The sequence below is a fragment of the Hydrogenophaga intermedia genome (assembly GCF_023715105.1).
GTDB lineage: Bacteria > Pseudomonadota > Gammaproteobacteria > Burkholderiales > Burkholderiaceae_C > Hydrogenophaga > Hydrogenophaga intermedia_A.
Genome location: NZ_JAMBNO010000015.1, coordinates 1 through 17,690 on the forward strand (window position 1 = coordinate 1; position 17,690 = coordinate 17,690).

The window sequence follows — 17,690 nt, forward strand, 5'->3', positions numbered from 1 at the left end:
GTCCTGGTTCAACCATCAAAGACTGCTGGAGCCCATCGGCTACATCCCGCCGGCAGAGGCTGAGGCAAACTACTGGCGGCATCTCGCCAATCAGGACTCCATGGCGGAGGCCTGACTTAAACCAACCAGCCTCCACGAAAGCCGGGGCGGTTCAGGGAGCAAGGCCGTCGCCAGGGTAACTTTGGCGGGAAAGCCTGCCGGTTCGGTGCGCTTTAATTTGAAGTGATGTTTCTCAGGGCCTCGCATCACGCGAGGCACTCATTGACGGGCTGCGCACCTATGGTGTGTGGCCCGTTCTACTCCTTGTCGCGGCCTTTGTATGTCAGTAGGCGTAGCGCGTTGAAAACGACCAGAAGGGTCGAACCCTCATGAACGGCAACGGCCGCTCCGATGCCAAGACCCATGATGGTCGCCGGGACTAGGACCGCAACGATGCCGAGACTCACAAAGACGTTCTGGCGGATTACCGAACGCGTGTGGCGGCTCAAGCCCACCGCGAAAGGGAGATTCCTCAAATCGTCGGCCATGAGCGCCACATCAGCGGTTTCCAGTGCCACATCTGAGCCCGCTGCCCCCATGGCAATGCCCACGGTCGCGTTGGCCATGGCGGGTGCGTCATTGACGCCATCACCAACCATGGCCACCTTGGTTTCTTCGCGAAGCTTGCGAATCGCCTCCACTTTGTCCTCGGGCATCAAATCGCCCCAGGCCTCGTCGAGTCCCACCTCGCTGGCGACCGCTTCGGCCACTTTCTTGTGGTCACCGGAGATCATGATCATGCGGGTGATACCGAGCTCTCGAAGCTGCTTCAGCGCATCACGTGCGCCTTCGCGCGGGGTGTCGAGCAAACCGATGGCCCCGAGATCTCGGTCACCTTGGCGCACAACCATGGATGTGCGACCTGTTTCGCGCAGACGTTCAATGGCCGATGCGGCCGAAGCACCCAATGGGGCGATGCCATTACTTCCAAATAGTTCTGCCTTGCCAATCCAGACGGTCTGCCCGTCCACGCGGGCAGTGACCCCGCGCCCAATCAAGTTCTCAAGGTCGCTGGCGGTTGGAATGGGTTGTTGCCCCAAGCGCTCACGACCATCCCGTGCGATGGCAGCAGCCAGCGGATGGTCGCTCAAGGACTCGACAGCAACTGCTACAGCGAGCAGCTCCGTCTCGGTGACGCCTTCGGCTGTCACCACATCAGTGATTCGAGGTCGGCCTTCCGTCAGGGTGCCGGTCTTGTCGAATGCCATTGCATTGAGTGAGCCGAGTTCTTCAAGAGGAGCTCCGCCTTTTATCAGAACACCACCTCGCGCCGCGCGAGCGATGCCTGACAGCACTGCGCTAGGCGTCGCGATGGCCAACGCACATGGGCTGGCAGCCACAAGAACCGCCATGGCGCGATAAAAACTATCGCGGAACGGCTCGTCCACGACTACCCAGGCAAACAGCAGTAGGAACGCCAGCAACAGAACAGCGGGCACGAAAATGCGTTCGAACTGGTCCGTGAACCGCTGCGTCGGAGATTTGCGCGTCTCCGCTTCGCTGACCATCTTGACCACTCGAGCCAGGGTCGAATCAGTGGAGCGTCGTGTCACCTCAATTTCGATGGCATGTGCGCCGTTAATGGTGCCCGAGAACGCGCGGGAGGCCGCTTCGATGGCATCAGGCCTTGAGCGAGCGAGGGCAGCATCATCGACCGGGCGCTTATCGACTGGCATGCTCTCGCCAGTGACGGGCGCCTGATTGATACTTGTTGTACCTACCAGAAGAAATCCATCGGCGGGAAGGCGCTCGTTGGGCCGCACCAGGACGACGTCACCGACCACGAGTTCTTCTACTGCAATTTCGGATGTCTGCCCATCGCGACGGACGGTGGCGGTGTCTGGCGCCAGTTCCGCCAATGCCTCAATGGCGCGCTTTGCCCGACCCATGGCGTAACTCTCGAGTGCATGGCCCAGACTGAACAGAAACAGAAGAAGCGCGCCCTCGGCCCAGGAGCCTAGAGCGGCTGCGCCGGCAGCTGCTACCAGCATCAGGGTATCGATCTCGAAACGCTTGCGTCGCAGATTTTCGATGGCCTCACGCAGTGTGTAGAAGCCGCCGAAGAAGTACGCAATGACATAGAAAGCCAGAGGAAGCCAGGCTGGTGCACCGGTGACGAGCTTTTCCGTGGCTGCTCCCACGCCAAGAAGTGCGCCGCAGATTAGCGCAAAGATCATTTCGCTGTTTGCACCAAACACACCGCCATGCTGGTGCCCTTTGTGCCCACCGGATGCGTGTTTGTGGTCATCGTGATCGTGGTTATGAGCGCTATGGTCTTTCTCCGCTGCGCGCGGAGTCGCTCCAAGGCTCGAGAGTTCGGCACGTATCACATCTTCTAAGGTCTTCTCGCGATCAAATTCGATGTGCAGGAGCCCTGAAGCGTTCGCGCTTGCTTCAAGAACGCCTGCCATCTTCTGCAGACGGTCGGTGACGGACGCGGCCTTTCTTTGATGGTTCATCCCATCCAGTTGCCACTGCAGGTGGCCATAGCGGCTAGAGATCTCCGCGCCAGCGGCTTTTGCAAGTTCCCGAATACGCGTCAACGAAAGCTGGTCCGGGTCATAGTGGATGCACAACTGCGGCGGTTTGTCAGCAGCGCCGGGTCGGATATGCACTTCGTCGACGCCGACCCGGTTACTCAGCAGCTGTTGAAGTCGCTGAACGCATGCATCTGCTTCACCAGGAATGCTCGGCAGCAGAACAGAAAGGTCGACGCGAAGCTTTTCGGACATGACGAGATGGTCGCTTTAACAGGCCGTTGAAAAAGTGCTCATCGAACGCATCAAGGTCGTGGATTTCGAAGAAACGGGTTGCCCAGAAGCCTCGTCACGACGATTGCGACTGCCATTTCGGGCTGTTTGCAGGCCATGTTGCCCGTTTCGGGCGCACTGACCCCGTGTTTCACGCATGATGCGCGTCCCACCAGCCACCGATGGAGCCCATGCGCACCAGGTTGTAGGTGGCAAAGCACAGCAGCGCCTGGCCCGCCAGCCTGGCTTGACCGATCAGTTTGGTCTTGGCCAGACCGCCCACCGTCTTGATCCAGCCAAAGGCCTCCTCGATTCGCTTGCGCACCTTCAGGCTGCTCTTGTAACCCTCGTGCCGTTTGGTTCGCCCATCAATGGCAGAGTGCTTGTCCTTGGCCGCCACGTGCGGCGTTACTTTGAGCTTGCGACAGCCTTTGATGAAGTCCTTGCTGTCGTAGCCCTTGTCGGCGCCGACAGTGGCGCGTTTGTTCCTGTTTCCCCGGCGCCCCAGCATGGCCAGCGCCGCCTCGCGCTCTGCCGTGCCACTGGCGTGGGTGATCTGCACGTCCACGATCAGCCCGTTGCGGTTCTCCATGAGGATGTGCCCCATGTGGCACAGACGGGACTTGTCGCCTTGGGCTTTCTTGAACAGCCGCGCGTCGGCGTCCGTGGTGCTGGCGTGGGTGTCGTTGCAGCGCTGCTGTCCTTTGAAGTCCACTTCCGGGTTGCGCCCGGGTGGCGCACCGCTGTCGTCGTCACGGCGCTTGAAGCTCTTGTGCGAGGCCCAAGCCTCAATGAGTGTGCCGTCGACGCTGAAGTGCTCGTCGCTGGCAAGTTTGCCCCACTGGGCGCTGAGCTTGACGCGCTCGAAGAAGGCGCGGGCGAGGTCTTCATTGAACAGGCGTTCGCGGTTGGCGCTGAAGGTGGAATGGTCCCAGACCTTGTCCTCGATGTTCAGGCCCACGAACCAGCGGTACAGCAGGTTGTAGTTGACCGACTCGACCAGCTGGCGCTCGCTGCGGATGGAGAACAGGATCTGCAGCAGCAGGGCCTTCAAGAGCATCTCCGGCGGCACCGAGGGGCGGCCACGGCGGGCGTACACCGCCTCAAACTCGTGGTTCATCGTTGCCAGCAGCGCGTCGACCAACGCGCGCAACTTGCGCAGCGGGTGTGCCTGCGGCACTCTCTCTTCAAGGCTGATGTAGCTGAACATCGCCCCCTGGAAGTCTGGGTTGCCTCTCATCGTCCTCGCCTGAGTGATTCTTGCATGGCTTCAGATCGTAGCGGCCGACAAAGGCAGCGACGGGGGATTTTTCAACGGCCTGTTAAGCCACTGAGTTGCAGAGGACAGAGCAGCGCTTTGCTCGCAATGCGTTTGCGAAGAAGCCTGTGAATGCTGGATTCTGGAACGGCTAACACGTGCACCGAAAACATTTCACAAAAGTCATGTTCACGTCACGTTCGCGTTGGATAATTTTTATCCATGGTGCGGAGGTCGCCAAGTGCGTTTTCGTCCTCGTTTTGTCACATTGGATAGGTCTAATGAGCCGTGTCAGCCCGACTTGGGTTGTCGTTCCACCGAGTCCTTGCGATGTATGTCGCAAGGGAACACGGTCCAACTCAACTGCACAGCAATAGACGACATGAAACACTCTCTCATCGCCCTTTCGATTCTCGCAACCTCTGCAGGGGCGTTTGCGCAAAGCAGCACCACGCTCTTCGGTGTTGTCGACGCGTCCGTGACGCGACTGTCCAGCGACAGTGCGAGCGTCACGGGTCTTTCCAGCGGTGAACAATCCAGCAGCCGTCTCGGCTTTCGAGGAGTGGAGGACTTGGGCGGCGGTCTCAAGGCCAGCTTCTGGCTGGAAGGCAGCGTCGCAGTGGACAACGGCGGTACTGCCTTTCGCTTTGATCGACGTTCCACGGTTGGGTTGATCGGTGGCTTTGGCGAGGTCCGGTTCGGCCGGGACAAGCTTGCGTCGTATCTGAACGTGGAGTCCTTTGACCCGTTTGGTGACATCGGTGTGGCCGGCAACGGTGCCAACAACATGCTCGGCAACGCAACTGCCGCTGCGGGCACGCAGGAGGGTAGCCACTCCAAACGCGCGAGCAATATCGTTTCGTATCTGACGCCCAAGATGGGAGGCTTCCATGGTCAGATGCAATACGCCTTTGGTGAGCGCGCCAGCAGCGAGCCGAACAACAACCGAGGCAACATCATCTCGGCCCGCGTCGGGTATCAGATGAACCCACTCAACATTGCACTGGGTTATGCCCAATTGAAGGCCGGTACTGCGGTACAGGAAGTGACCTACAAGGCCGTCAACCTGGGCGCTTCGTACGATTTCGGGTTCGTGAAGCCGATGCTGCTGATTGCAACCGAGCGTGGTGCTAGCCGCGGCGTCAATGCCTACACCCTGGGCGCCTCGGCTCCGGTTGGGCTGTCAGGCGAGCTCCGTATCGGTTACACGCGCTTCGATGCCAGGAATCAAGTCGATGCCGACTCCTCCAAGCTGGGTTTTGGCTACATCCACAAGCTGTCCAAGCGCACCGAGATCTACGGCCTGTTCGCTCGAGTGAACAACGACAGCAACGCCGCTCGCGGCTTTGCCGTTTCGTCGTCTTCCCTGGCCTCTCCACTTATTGCTGCCGGCGACAGTGCAACCGGCTACTCCATCGGCATGCGTCACTCGTTCTGAAAAAAAGAGCCGCAGCGCCGGACGTGATGTCATGTGCTGCGGCGTATAAAGTGCTCCTGGTGAATTTGGCTCGAGGACCTTCTGGTCCTTGAGCCTTTTTTCATGGAAGCTGTCACGGTAATCTGACCTGCCCCCCACCAGCCGTACCAGTCTGAAGTTCGTGAAGTCCGTCAACCACCAGGAGAATGACGGACATGAAGAAGAGCAGATTCAGCGAGGAACAGATCATCGGGTTCCTGCGGCAGGCCGAGGCCGGCATGCCGATCAAGGAGCTGTGCCGCAACGGTGGCTTCAGCGATGCCACCTTCTACAAGTGGCGCGCCAAGTTCGGCGGCATGCAGGTCTCTGAAGCCCAGCGCCTGCGCGAGCTCGAGTCCGAGAACGCCAAGCTCAAGCGGCTGCTGGCAGAAGCGCACCTGGACATGCACGCGCTCAAGAGCGTTCTGGGGGTAAAGCGCTAGCCCCACAGGCCCGGCGCGAGGCGGTGACGCGGATGGTGAGCGAGCACCATTTGTCCGAACGCCGTGCGTGCCGGCTTGTGGGGCTCTCCCGCGACAGCTACCGCCATCCACCACAGCCCGACCAGGCCACGCTGGATCTGCACGAGAAGATCGTGGAGATCGCACACGTGCGTCGGCGCTTTGGCTATCGGCGCATCCATGACCTGCTGCGCCCGCAGTTTCCTGGCGTCAATCACAAGCGCGTGTACCGCCTGTACCGGCAAGCCAACCTGGCCGTGCGCCGGCGCAAGAAGAGCAAGCGACCCGTCAACGAGCGCATGCCGCTGCAACTGGCGCGCACGGTCAACGAAGTGTGGAGCATGGACTTTGTGAGCGACAGCCTCTCGGGCGGGCGGCGACTGAAGTACCTCACGGTGGCCGATGACTTCAGCCACGAGAGCGTGGACATCGTGGTGGACTTCGGCATCTCGGGTGAGTACGTCACGCGCGTGCTGGACCGCGCTGCGCTGTTTCGCGGGTATCCCCAGGTGGTTCGCACCGACAACGGGCCGGAGTTCACCAGCCGGGCGTTCATGGCCTGGGCGCAGGCACACGGCATCCGCCACATCCTCATCCAGCCTGGGCGACCCATGCAGAACGGCTACATCGAGAGCTTCAATGGCAAGTTCCGCGACGAGCATCTGAACGAGTGCTGGTTCCAGACCTTGCACCAGGCCAGGGTGGCCGCAGCCGCATGGCGCACGGACTACAACGAGGTCAGGCCACACAGCAGCCTGGGGCGCATGCCACCGGCTCGCTTCGCCGAGCTGCATCGCCAGCGCGCTGGCGATGCAGCTCAACTCCCATCAACCCCCAACACCATCGATTAACCTTCGCCCCGGACTTCCACTTCTGATTGGTACGTCTACAGGGGGCAGGTCAAATCAGGTCGCGTTTTGCAAGGCTTCTGTCAATCTTGAATGATCACATCGCCTTTGTGAACATCACGACTAGAGTGTTTGCGTTCACAGAACCGCCATCCACCTTGCCGAGAAATGAGTTCTTCTTGGATGCACCGACCATGGCGCCCGAAACAGAGAACCCATCACCCAGGTCGTACGCAGCGCCAACACTGTAGTCAACGTAGTTGGGCAGAGCGATATCGCTGCTGTATGAGGTGTAGCCCAGCGACGCCTTCAAGGTCCACTTGGGCATGATCTCCTGCGCGTAGGCCACGTTGAGGTAGCCAGTCCCCCTGCCCTTCAAGCCCGATCCGAGCGCGGAGCCAGCAGCATTGAAATAGTCGTCAGAAACGGTGTGGTAATACTTGGCGCTCAGTGGACCCCAGCCCACGCCTAGGTACACCTCAGTGGTGTTGACAGCGCTGGCACCCGTGTAGTGATAGCGCAGCATCCCGACGTCCCAGCCAAGAGCGCCTGTTTCAAATTTATAGCCGGCGTATAGATCGCTTTCCAAGTTGGCAGTAGGGCCCGTGGCACTCGTCTGGAAGCTGACCGTCGAGTTCCAGTTGCCAGCGTAGAAGCCACTGGCATGGACGTAGTCGAAGCCGCCTTGTAGTGCGGGCCGCAGCTTGCCTTCGCGCACATCCTGGTCCTGGCCTCGGGTTTTGTAGTTGGTGACGAGGCTGACATTCGCACTCAATTGAGCGCTGGCGAACAGGGGGAAGGCGCCCAGGGCAAGGACGACCAGTGTTTTGGGGGAGGTGATTGCTTTCATGAGTAGGCTTTAAAGTGGTGAGGAACAGATAAAAGCCGAGTCGGAGCTTGTGCCCCCACCCTCGATTGCAAGCAACTAGGGCACGGGACTCGACGTAGACAGCTCGCGCTGCCATCGTATTTCACTACTAAAACTGCAAACGTTTTCAGAAAACGCTAGCAATCTTGGCTTTTGTGGCGTCATTTCGTGACTCAAGAGCAACTTTCCTCGTGCAACAGAAGTGGCCCCGCAAATCTGAACAGGTGAGATAAAGCAGGCTCCGTGCATTGAGCCGGCCCAAGGCGGGCTGGCCATAAGGAGCTTGTGATGAACAAGAAGGCATCTGGGCGGCGCACGCGCCGCTCCCACAGCGCAGCGTTCAAGGCCAAGGTGGCGCTGGCTGCGCTGCGCGAGGACAAGACCATGGCCGAACTCTGCAAGGAGTTCGAGCTGCACCCCACGCAGATCAACGAATGGAAGCGCCAGCTGCTTGATCGCGCGGCCGACGTCTTCGGCGCCGGCTCGGCCCCCCAGCCGGTCGATCTGGCCCCGCTGCACGCCAAGATCGGGCAGCTGGCGCTGGAGAATGATTTTTTAGAAAGCGCGCTCACCAAGGCGGGATTGCTGAGCGCAAAGCGATGATTGACCGTGAACACCCCTTGAGCGTGGTGCGCCAGGCCCGACTGCTGGAGATCAGCCGCGGCGCTGTCTATTACCAGCCCCGCCCCACCAGCGAGAGTGACCTGGCGCTCATGCGCCGCATCGACGAGCTGCACCTGGAGCACCCCTTCATGGGCGCTCGTATGCTGCGCCGTCAACTGCAGCGCCAGGGCATTCACGTCGGGCGGCGCCACATGGGCACGCTCATGCAGCGCATGGGCATCCAGGCCCTGTGCCCGCAGCCTGGCACCAGCAAGCGCCACCCACACCACAAGGTCTACCCCTACCTGTTGCGCAAGGTGGCCATCCGCCGCGCCATGTCAACGCCGGTTGAATTTTCCTCAGATTGGCCGGAGTAAATTTCCCCACCTGGTGTGTGCGGGTGATCAGCCCGTGATGGGGTCTCGTGGCTCCTTGGGTGGTCTGCCGGGTCGGCGTTTGATGGGTTGCTGTGCCTGGGGGTCGAGCAATGAGGAGCGGGTTCGCATGGTCTCGGGGACAAGGGCGGCGTGCTCGCGCAGGCGGTACGAGTTGCCCTCGATGGGGATGACCACGGCGTGGTGCAGTAGCCGATCGAGCAAGGCGGTGGCGACGACGGCATCGCCGAAGATCTCGGCCCATTCGCCGAAGCCGCGGTTGCTGGTCATGACCATGGCGCTGCGCTCGTAGCAGGCGTTGACGAGTTGGAAGAACAGATTGCCGCCCCCTGAGCCCAATGGGAGGTAGCCGATCTCATCGACGATGAGCAGGCTGTAGCGGCTGAGGAACTTCACGCGCTCGCGCAGCTTGCCCTCGCGCTCGGCCTTGCGCATGGAGTCCACCAGTTCGGCCAGGGTGGCGAAGAAGACGCTCTTGCCGGCCTTGACCGCTTCGAAGCCCAGGGCGATGGCCAGGTGAGACTTGCCGGTACCCGGTGGGCCCAGGAAGTGCACGCACTGCTTGCGCTCGATGAAATCGAGCTCGGCCAGTGCCATGACGCGGTGACGGTCCAGGCCGGGCTGGAAGCTGAAGTCGTAGCCCGAGAGGCTCTTGACGGTGGTCAGGCGCGCGGTCTGCAGCGCCATCTTGATGCGCCGGCTCTCGCGGGTGGAGAACTCCTCGCCTAGCAGGGCTTCGATGGCCTCCAGGGCAGAGACTTCCCCCTGCTCGATGCGAGAGAGCGTGGTGTGCAAGGTCTCCAGGGCACGTGGCATCTTCAATCCCACCAGGTGGCGGCGGATGCGATCGGTGGTCGAGGCGGTCATGGGCGGCCTCCGAGCTGGCGGCCGATCTGCTCGTAGAAGCTCAGCGGTCGGGTGCTCACGGCGTGGCCGGGCAGGATACGGATCGCATCACGCGGGCCATGGGATGTCGATCGCCTGGGTACATGCCGGTGGCCGGGCAGGACCGAGCGCTGCTTGCGCCCCTGCAGCAAGGCATGTACGGCAATGAGCTGTCCGTCCTCGTGGATGCGCACCTGATCGGCGGTGGTCTCCACATCCAGGGTGCGCCTGCGGGTGCCGTCGGGCACGCTGTAGTAATTGCCGCCAACGCTCACGCAGCCCTCGCTGCTGACGCGCCGCTCCTGGCGCAACACCGCATCGAAACGACCGGCAGGCAAGGCCTGCAGGCTTGGGCGCTCTTCCTGGAAATGCTCCTGCACCACGCGCTGGGTACTGGCATGCAACCGCGCATTGGCCACGGTATCGAGCCAGAGGCGCAACTGGCGGTTCATGTCCTGCAGGTCCACGAATGAGCGCGCCATGAAGAAGTCGGCACGGATGTAGCGAAACGGGCGCTCCACCTTGCCCTTGGTCTTGGCCCGATAGGGCTGGCAGGCCCGAGGAGCGAAGCCGTAGTGCGCACCACAGGCCAGCAGCTTGGCGTTGTAGATGATGGCCTTGTCCTGCTCAGGCTCGCCCAGGACGGCGGTCTTCATCCGGTCGTACAAGATCTCGCGGGGTGCGCCAGCGAAGTGTTCGAAGGCCTGCATGTGGCAGCGCAGCACGGTTGGCAGATCCTGGTGCATCACGAACTGAGCCCACAGGTATCGGCTGTGGCCCAGCACCATGGCAAAGAGCCAGATCTTGCGTTCCATGGGCTCGCTGGCAAAGCGCACCTTGAACTCGGCAAAGTCCACCTGGGCCTGTTGGCCGGGTGGAGTCTCAAAACGGACCTCGAAGGCCGGCGCGGGCGCCGGCCTGATCTGGCGCAGGTAGTCGTTCAAGATCGTCTTGCCGCCCTGGTAGCCCAACGCCCGGATCTCACGCAGCAGCCGGGAGCCGGTCAACTCGGGCCAGGCCTGTAGTCGTTCCTGCAAGTAGCTACGGAAATCGTCGAGAGCGCCAGTGCGAGCGGCTCTGGGCTTGTACTTGGGAGCGGCAAGTCCGCGCTGGATGTATTTGCGAACAGTCTTGCGGTCATGCCCGGTTCTCTGGGCAATCACGGAGATCGGCAGTCCCTGCCGGTGTAGCTCCAAAATCATCATCAGTCCCTTCAGATTGAGCACCTGGCCTCCAGCTCCACGACGGTCGGGAGCCAATGGTCGGTCAAGTGGACGAACAGGCAGCGGGCCTCGGCCCGCTGCCTGTTCAAGCTTCAAACTGGGGAAAATTCAACCGGCCAATACGGGGAGTATTCATCCGGCGGTGACACGCCAATCAGGTCTGGGCGCTGGACACGACCTACATCCCGATGAAGCGCGGGTTCGTCTACCTCACGGCCGTGGTGGATGTGGCCAGCCGCCGGGTGCTCGCTCACAAGGTGGCCATCACGCTGGAGGCCTGCCATGCCAGCGAGGTGATCGAGCAGGCGTTCGCCCGCTTCGGCGTGCCCGAGATCGTCAACACCGATCAGGGCAGTCAGTTCACGGCCGAGGAGTTCACCCACGCGGTGCTCTCGCGAGGATGTCGCCTGTCCATGGACGGCAAGGGGGCGTGGCGCGACAACGTGTTCGTCGAGCGGCTGTGGCGCACCATCAAGTACGAGCGGGTGTACCTGCAAGCCTACGAGGCGGTGAGCGCTGCACGCTCAGACCTGGACACCTACATCGACTGGTACAACCGCGAGCGTGTGCATTCGCGCATCGAGGACCGCACGCCCGAGCAGGCCTACTGGGCGCTGCTGCCCGAGCTGGCCGTGGCTGCCTAGAATGAAAATCCCGGTGCGCCCCGAGTTGCCCACCGCGTCGGTCGGTTCGTCGCACAGCGACCACCGCCGCCGTGGACAACTCTGCACCTCTTCAACCCGCACGCAGTCTCTTTATCTCTCGGGGTAAATCTGTTCAGACAAGCGGGGCCACTTCTCACCGAAGGCGCAAGCCTACAGAGCCCGCTGTACCTACACAGCAAGAAAGGCCGTCTCATAACCCAGGTCGCAAGTTCAAATCTTGCCTCCGCAACCAACAAAATCAAGCACTTGCTTGTCAATGAGGCCCTCGGAAACGAGGGCCTTTTTGTTTGTGGCGAGGTCTTTGTCGTCACAGCATTGCCGAGAGGGTGTTGCGACCTGCGGGGAAGATGTCGAGCTTCTCTCCCCCGGCTCCGGGAAAGTGCAGGCTGTGTGTCTATTGCTTCCGATCAGAACGGAGCCATTGCAGGGTTTTCCGCGAAAGATAGGCGGTGGTCAAGCCAAACAGAATGGCCTGTTCCAGCGATATGCTCACCGTACCAAGAAACGTCACGATCAAAGCCAGCCGGTCTACCGGTTCCTTTTGCCACAGTAGCCCAAGCGCGCGCACGTTTATCAACCCCCAGGCAACGATCAGCAGCAGGGCGGCAGTCACGTGCAAAGGAAGCCACCGGGTCCAGGGCGCCACAAAGAACAGGATCACCACCAAGAGCCCGGCTGCCATAACCGCCGCCAGCGCGGTCCTTGCACCGGCCGCCACATTGAGCCCAGCGCGATTGAACGAGCCGCTCGCCCGGTAAGACGAAAAGAACGACCCGGCAAGGTTGGCCAGCCCCTGACCGATCAGCTCCTGATTGCCATTGAAATGCTCGCGTGCGCGCTGGGTCATCATTTTTCCAATGGCCATGGCCTCGGTTACAGCCAGCCACGACATGACCATTGCCGGACCGGTCAGGTCGGGCACGTGGTGCAGATGAGGAAGTGAGAGCGGCGGCAAGGCGCTGGGCAGTTCCTCAAGGCTTTCGGGCTGCGTGCCGGTGTGGCTGGCCACCAGCCACGTCAGGGCGGTGCCGCCGAGTGCAGCCAGGAGCATCGGTGGCGCCCAGCGGATGTAACGCTGGGCCAGCGTGTGGATCAGCAGCGTTCCTGCCACGGCAATGACGGGGAGGGCCTGAGCGCCTTGGTCGGCGGTGAGCACGACGCGCAGGGTTTCGCCGACCGACAAACCCCGCGGAAGGTACATACCCAGCAGTCCCCACCTCGCTGTTGACGATGAGGATCGCTGCACCCGCAGCGAAGCCTGCAATCACCGCGTGCGGAACCAGGTCCACCTACCTTCCGACCGGGACCATACCCAGCGCGAATTGAAGGGTGCCAACCATGAACGTCAGTGTCAGCACCAGACCCACGTACTGTGGAGTGCCCACGATAGCCAACGGTGCCACCAGCGCCATGGTGGTGAGTGATATCGCGTTGGCAGGGCCGGTCACCATCAGCCGGCTGCTGCCAAACAGGGCGGCCATGACACAGGGCACCATGGCGGCGTACAGGCCATAGGCGGGCGGCATCCCTGCCAGCGTGGCGAACGCCACGCCTTGAGGCAGTACCCCGATGGCGCCGATCAGCCCCGCGATCAGATCTGCCCGCAACACCTCCTTTTGCTGCCACATCGGCAGCCAGCGGGTGAACGGCAGCACTGCCTTCACGACACGGCCTGGTAGTAGATGTTCTGTGGGTGGCGCGCCTGCGCGAAGAAGTACCAGCGCTCCAGCAGCAGGCCCGCAGCCTGGGAGGAAAACGCCAAAGGCCAGATGGCCGGGGTGCCGGTGCCCCATGCCCAACCCAGCAGCAACAACGGAACACCGAAAGCCAGCGACTGGAACACCAGGGGCGTTCTGCGGATGGCCTGCGCCGTGGCGCCATGAAAGAACTCGCGCGTGTTGAACGAGCCACCGGTCATGCCCATGGATTTCTGCACCACGCGCGCCGCCTGGATGCCCGTAGCGGACTGTGGTGTGGACATTGGCTTGAGGTGGGAATTGCGGCGTAACGAAAGTGCCCGGGTGAACCAGGCCAGGGTTGTGGTGGCCATTGCCCACCCTGTCACGCTGGCTGCAAATGCGGTGTCGCCTGCCAGTGCGCCCACCGCACCCGCCGCCACCACGCCCGAAGCCAGGCCCAGCAGCGTGTAGTTCACGACCGTGAGCGGATGTGCCCACTCCTGCACGAACCGGATGCAGGCATAGATCATTGCGGTGCAGTACCACAGTACCAGCGCTCCCGGAATGGTCAGAGCCGCCAGCCACGGTGCAGCAGCTGCGGCGGCGACAGGCTCTGCCAGAGTAGCCCACACAGCCCAGGCGCCCGCCAGAGCCATGAACGCGGGCAGCACGATGACCTCCCTGGACATCCATGAGGTGCGCCACATCAGCACGGCACGCCAGGCGCGCATCGGATGGCCGAGATGGAAAAATGAAGCGACGAGCGCCAGCACCAACATGCCCGTGGCCGTCCACAGCATTGGCAACAGCGCTTCAACTGGCGGCCGGTTGGCCAGGGTGGCCACTGCCAGCACCACCATGAGCCCCTGGGCAGCGCCAGCGATCGTGGTGAAAAGGACGATGGACAGCGCCGGCTTCACGGCCGATCCTTTTCCGCGCGAGTGGCATCGGGCGGGGGCTGCTTCGTCACCCGCCGGGGCAGGTACTGGTTGGCGGGCTGGGTCTTCCATTCCGGCATGAGGGCGTAGCCACCGCGCTCCCGGATCGCCTGTGACACCTCCGAATCCGGGTCCTTCACATCGCCGAACAGCCGCGCGCCGGTGGGGCAGGCCTTCACGCAGGCGGGCTTTCGGTCCTGCGGCGGGAGCAGTTCGTCGTAGATGCGGTCCACGCACAGGGTGCACTTGGTCATCACCTTGCGCTCTTCGTCGAACTCGCGGGCGCCGTAAGGGCAGGCCCAGCTGCAGTACTTGCAGCCAATGCACTTGTCGTAGTCCACCAGAACAATGCCGTCGCTTTTGCGCTTATAGCTGGCACCGGTGGGGCACACCGGCACGCAGGGGGGCTCTTCGCAATGCAGGCAGCTCTTCGGGAAGTGCACCGTCTGCGTGTTGGGATAGCTGTCGGCCTCGAAGGTTTGCACCCGGTTGAAGAATGTGCCGGTGGGCTGCTCACCGTAGGCGCCCTGGTCGGTCATCGGACCCGCAGCCCCCGAGGTGTTCCATTCCTTGCAGGAGGTCACGCAGGCATGGCAGCCCACGCACACGTTGAGGTCGATGACCAAGGCGAGCTGAATCGCCAGCGTCTGGGGTTCGTTCGGGTGATGGCTCATGGCTTTTTCGACAGGATGTGGGTCATGACCCGGCGGCCACTGCGCAGCAGACCCGGAACGCTTGGCACCGTCCGCACCTGTGGAAAGCTCGCGGCCGGTTCTTCGGGCTGGGCGGGCCGGAGGTTGACGCGAACGTCGTACCAGCCGGCCTGACCGGTGACCGGGTCCGAATTGCTGATCTGGCCGCCTGCGAACGGCAACTCCTCGGTGATGAGGTGATTCAGCAGAAAGCCCTTGCGCGACTCATCGGCTCCCGGCGCCAGTTGCCACGCGCCAGACGCCTTGCCGATCGCGTTCCAGGTCCACACCGTTCCGGGTTCCACCGCGTCGCTGTGGCGCACCATGCAGCGCAGTTCGCCCCAGGCGCTGGTGACCCAGGCCCAGCCGCCGTCTTCCACGCCTGCCGCTTTGGCCGTCACGGGGTTCACGTGCAGGTAGTTGTGGCTGTGGATCTGGCGCAGCCAGGCGTTCTGCGAATCCCAGGAGTGGTACATCGCCATGGGCCGCTGGGTGATGGCGGCCAGCGGAAACTGCTGCGTGTCCACACACGCGTTTTCCAACGGTTCGTACCAGAACGGCAAAGGGTCGAAATAGGTGGCGATGCGCTCGCGCAGGTGGTCTGGCGGCTGCCGGCCTTTGCTTTTTCCCTGCGCGGCCAGCCGGAAGGTTTGCAACGTGTCGGAATAGATGGCCAGCTGCACCGGATCGTTCTTCTGACGCCAGCCCTTCTCCTTGGCGAAGTCCAGATAAGGCCGGTTCCAGTTGCGCATGTACTGCTGGTCCTTGGGCATGTGGTGCTGGAACACGCAGTTGTTCTTCGCGTACATCTCCCACTGGTTGGGGTTGGGCTCGCCGCGCAGATGCTGGGTGCCGTCCTTGCCCCGCCACCCCATGAGGAAACCCACACCGGGCTGGGCCTGGAAATTGACCACGAAGTCGGGGTAATCCTTGAACTTGCGCGAGCCGTCTTCGTTGGTGAATACCGGAAATTTCAGGCGCGAAGCCAGCTCGATGAGCACTTCCTGAAATGGCTTGCACTCGCCGGTGGGCTCCACCACGGGAACGCGTACCGAGTCCACCGGGCCGTCGAACTCGGAAATCGGTCGGTCGAGCATGCTCATCACGTCGTGCCGCTCCAGATAGGTGGTGTCGGGCAGCACGAGGTCGGCAAAGGCCACGGTCTCACTCTGGAAGGCATCGCACACCACCAGGAACGGAATCAGGTACTCGCCGTCTTCGCCGCGCGCGTTGAGCTTCTTGCGCACCTCCATGGTGTTCATGGTGGAGTTCCAGGCCATGTTCGCCATGAAGATCAAGAGCGTGTCGATCTTGTAGGGATCCCCCCGGACGGCATTGGTGATCACGTTGTGCATCAGTCCGTGGGCCGACAGTGGATGCTCCCAGGAAAAGGCGTGATCGATGCGCAGGGGTGTTCCGTCGGCGTGCACCGCCAGTTCTTCGGGGTTTGCCGGAAACCCGAGCGGCGCGGCGTTGAGCGGCGTGTTCGGCTTGATCATGTCCGGGTCGTTGAAGGCCCGGTAGTTGGGAACGATGTGCCGCGGATAGGGCGCCTTGTGGCGGAAGCCGCCAGGGGCGTCGATGGTGCCGAGCACGCTCATCAGCACCGCCAGCGAACGCACCGTCTGGAAGCCGTTGGAATGCGCTGCGAGCCCGCGCATGGCGTGGAACGCCACGGGCCTGGCCTGGGTGGTTGGGTGCTGCTTGCCCCAGGCGTCGGTCCAGGGAATCGGCAGCTCAAAGGCCTGATGCAGCGCGGTCTCGCCCATTTCGCGCGCCAGCTGGCGAATGCGCTCGGCTGCAATGCCGGTGATGGCCTCGGCCCACTCGGGTGTGTGCTGGCTCACCCGTTCGCGCAGCAACTGGAACGCCGGCGCTACCCGGGTGCCGTCCGGCAGTGTGTAGTGGCCTTCCAGGGCCAGCGATCGGCCCTCTTCCACGCCTTCGGGGTAAGCCTGAACCGCGCGCCCGCTGGTCAGGTCCCATGCCAGCTTGTTGTGCGGGTTGCGCCCATCGCCCGGCACACCGGCGGCAGAATCGAAGGCAAACAAGCCTTCTCGCTCGCCTTCGTCCAGCACCACCAGTTGCGGGGCGTTGGTGAAGCGTTGCAAGAAAGGCCGGTCAACCAGATCGTGCGCGATCAGCTCGTGCAGCAGCGCCATGAACAGCGCGCCATCGGTACCCGGTCGAATCGGAATCCACTCGTCTGCTATGGCTGAATAGCCGGTGCGAACGGGGTTGATGGAAATGAAGCGACCGCCCGCGCGCTTGAACTTTCCCAGCGCCATCTTCATCGGGTTGCTGTGGTGGTCTTCGGCAGTGCCGATCATCACGAACAGCTTGGCGTGGTCCAGGTCCGGGCCTCCGAACTCCCAGAAGCTGCCTCCTACCGAATAGATCATGCCGGTGGCCATGTTCACTGAACAGAAGCCGCCGTGCGCAGCGTAGTTGGGGGTGCCGAACTGGCGCGCAAACAGGCCGGTGAGCGCCTGCATCTGATCGCGACCTGTGAACAGCGCGAATTTCTTGGGGTCGGTGGCGCGCAGGTGCGACAGCCGCGTCTCCAGAATGTCGAAAGCGCGCTCCCACGAAATCGGCTCGAACACGCCTTCGCCGCGCTCGCTGCCCGGCTTGCGCAGCAGTGGCTGGGTGAGTCGGGCCGGCGACACCTGTTTCATGATGCCCGAGCTGCCCTTGGCGCAGATCACCCCCTTGTTCAGGGGGTGGTCGGGATTGCCATCGATGTACCGGACCTGCCCGTCGCGCAGGTGCACCCGGATGCCGCAGCGACACGCGCACATGTAGCAGGTGGTCGTTTTTACCTCGGTATCGGCCGTGCTGCTGGCCGTTGGGTTGTGCACCGGATCGCTTGAGAGGAACTTGAACATGGACTTATGCTAGGCAGCCTGCAAATTCGCGTATCGGATAAT

The 17,690-nt window shown here is 62.3% G+C and carries 12 protein-coding genes and 2 pseudogenes; 4 read left to right on the top strand and 10 right to left on the bottom strand.

What is annotated here, in order from left to right:
- Positions 1–296: 296 nt before the first annotated feature.
- Both M3149_RS14860 and M3149_RS14865 read right to left on the bottom strand, forming a co-directional pair.
- Positions 297–2,771 (bottom strand): heavy metal translocating P-type ATPase, encoded by a 2,475-nt coding sequence (locus M3149_RS14860; protein ID WP_251710331.1) that lies wholly within the window; start codon positions 2,769–2,771, stop codon positions 297–299.
- Positions 2,772–2,940: 169 nt separating this feature from the next.
- Positions 2,941–4,029, bottom strand: a complete 1,089-nt coding sequence (locus tag M3149_RS14865) for an IS5 family transposase (RefSeq protein ID WP_251710332.1) — start codon at positions 4,027–4,029, stop codon at positions 2,941–2,943.
- 400 nt (positions 4,030–4,429) lie between these two features.
- On the opposite strand from M3149_RS14865, the gene M3149_RS14870 reads away from it, so the two are divergent.
- Both M3149_RS14870 and M3149_RS14875 read left to right on the top strand, forming a co-directional pair.
- Positions 4,430–5,485 carry a porin gene (locus M3149_RS14870; RefSeq protein ID WP_251710333.1) on the top strand — a complete coding sequence of 352 codons (1,056 nt, stop codon included), beginning with the start codon at positions 4,430–4,432 and terminating at the stop codon, positions 5,483–5,485.
- Positions 5,486–5,679: 194 nt separating this feature from the next.
- A protein-coding gene (locus tag M3149_RS14875; protein ID WP_411914398.1) for an IS3 family transposase occupies positions 5,680–6,815 on the top strand; the annotation gives its coding sequence in 2 pieces (ribosomal slippage) (positions 5,680–5,935 and positions 5,935–6,815; 1,137 coding nt in all).
- 94 nt (positions 6,816–6,909) lie between these two features.
- Here M3149_RS14875 and M3149_RS14880 read toward each other — a convergent pair.
- Positions 6,910–7,662 (bottom strand): TorF family putative porin, encoded by a 753-nt coding sequence (locus tag M3149_RS14880; protein WP_251710334.1) that lies wholly within the window; start codon positions 7,660–7,662, stop codon positions 6,910–6,912.
- A gap of 306 nt (positions 7,663–7,968) precedes the next feature.
- On the opposite strand from M3149_RS14880, the pseudogene M3149_RS14885 reads away from it, so the two are divergent.
- A pseudogene (locus M3149_RS14885) lies at positions 7,969–8,615 on the top strand (IS3 family transposase); the annotation flags it as partial.
- A 72-nt stretch (positions 8,616–8,687) separates the two neighbouring features.
- Here M3149_RS14885 and istB read toward each other — a convergent pair.
- Both istB and istA read right to left on the bottom strand, forming a co-directional pair.
- Positions 8,688–9,545, bottom strand: coding sequence for an IS21-like element helper ATPase IstB (gene istB / locus M3149_RS14890; RefSeq protein WP_070401349.1), 858 nt, complete (start codon positions 9,543–9,545; stop codon positions 8,688–8,690).
- Positions 9,542–10,789, bottom strand: a complete 1,248-nt coding sequence (gene istA / locus M3149_RS14895; RefSeq protein WP_204735973.1) for an IS21 family transposase — start codon at positions 10,787–10,789, stop codon at positions 9,542–9,544. The genes istB and istA overlap by 4 nt, the downstream gene beginning before the upstream one ends.
- Before the next feature lie 149 nt (positions 10,790–10,938).
- Here istA and M3149_RS14900 point away from each other — a divergent pair.
- Positions 10,939–11,430, top strand: a pseudogene (locus tag M3149_RS14900) (transposase); the annotation flags it as partial.
- A 415-nt stretch (positions 11,431–11,845) separates the two neighbouring features.
- On the opposite strand, the gene M3149_RS14905 reads toward M3149_RS14900, so the two are convergent.
- The 5 genes from M3149_RS14905 to M3149_RS14925 all read right to left on the bottom strand — a co-directional run bounded on the left by M3149_RS14905 (position 11,846) and on the right by M3149_RS14925 (position 17,648).
- Positions 11,846–12,634, bottom strand: a complete 789-nt coding sequence (locus tag M3149_RS14905) for a SulP family inorganic anion transporter (protein WP_251710335.1) — start codon at positions 12,632–12,634, stop codon at positions 11,846–11,848.
- A 106-nt stretch (positions 12,635–12,740) separates the two neighbouring features.
- On the bottom strand, positions 12,741–13,115 hold the full coding sequence (locus M3149_RS14910) for a SulP family inorganic anion transporter (RefSeq protein ID WP_251710336.1): 375 nt from the start codon (positions 13,113–13,115) through the stop codon (positions 12,741–12,743).
- Entirely contained in the window at positions 13,112–14,050 is a 939-nt protein-coding gene (locus tag M3149_RS14915) for a dimethyl sulfoxide reductase anchor subunit family protein (RefSeq protein WP_251710337.1), read from the bottom strand. Before M3149_RS14915 ends, M3149_RS14910 begins: the two co-directional genes overlap by 4 nt.
- Complete coding sequence (locus M3149_RS14920; protein ID WP_251710338.1) at positions 14,047–14,742, bottom strand: 4Fe-4S dicluster domain-containing protein; 696 nt, start codon at positions 14,740–14,742, stop codon at positions 14,047–14,049. The genes M3149_RS14915 and M3149_RS14920 overlap by 4 nt, the downstream gene beginning before the upstream one ends.
- Positions 14,739–17,648, bottom strand: a complete 2,910-nt coding sequence (locus tag M3149_RS14925) for a molybdopterin oxidoreductase family protein (RefSeq protein WP_285887157.1) — start codon at positions 17,646–17,648, stop codon at positions 14,739–14,741. Before M3149_RS14925 ends, M3149_RS14920 begins: the two co-directional genes overlap by 4 nt.
- Between the last annotated feature and the right edge of the window lie 42 nt (positions 17,649–17,690).

Excerpts from the sequence above, each read along its gene's own strand:
- M3149_RS14860 (WP_251710331.1), bottom strand. The coding sequence starts at position 2,771 with ATGTCCGAAAAGCTTCGCGTCGACCTTTCTGTTCTGCTGCCGAGCATT.
- M3149_RS14865 (WP_251710332.1), bottom strand. The coding sequence starts at position 4,029 with ATGAGAGGCAACCCAGACTTCCAGGGGGCGATGTTCAGCTACATCAGC.
- M3149_RS14870 (WP_251710333.1), top strand. The coding sequence starts at position 4,430 with ATGAAACACTCTCTCATCGCCCTTTCGATTCTCGCAACCTCTGCAGGG.
- M3149_RS14880 (WP_251710334.1), bottom strand. The coding sequence starts at position 7,662 with ATGAAAGCAATCACCTCCCCCAAAACACTGGTCGTCCTTGCCCTGGGC.
- istB (WP_070401349.1), bottom strand. The coding sequence starts at position 9,545 with ATGACCGCCTCGACCACCGATCGCATCCGCCGCCACCTGGTGGGATTG.
- M3149_RS14920 (WP_251710338.1), bottom strand. The coding sequence starts at position 14,742 with ATGAGCCATCACCCGAACGAACCCCAGACGCTGGCGATTCAGCTCGCC.
- M3149_RS14925 (WP_285887157.1), bottom strand. The coding sequence starts at position 17,648 with ATGTTCAAGTTCCTCTCAAGCGATCCGGTGCACAACCCAACGGCCAGC.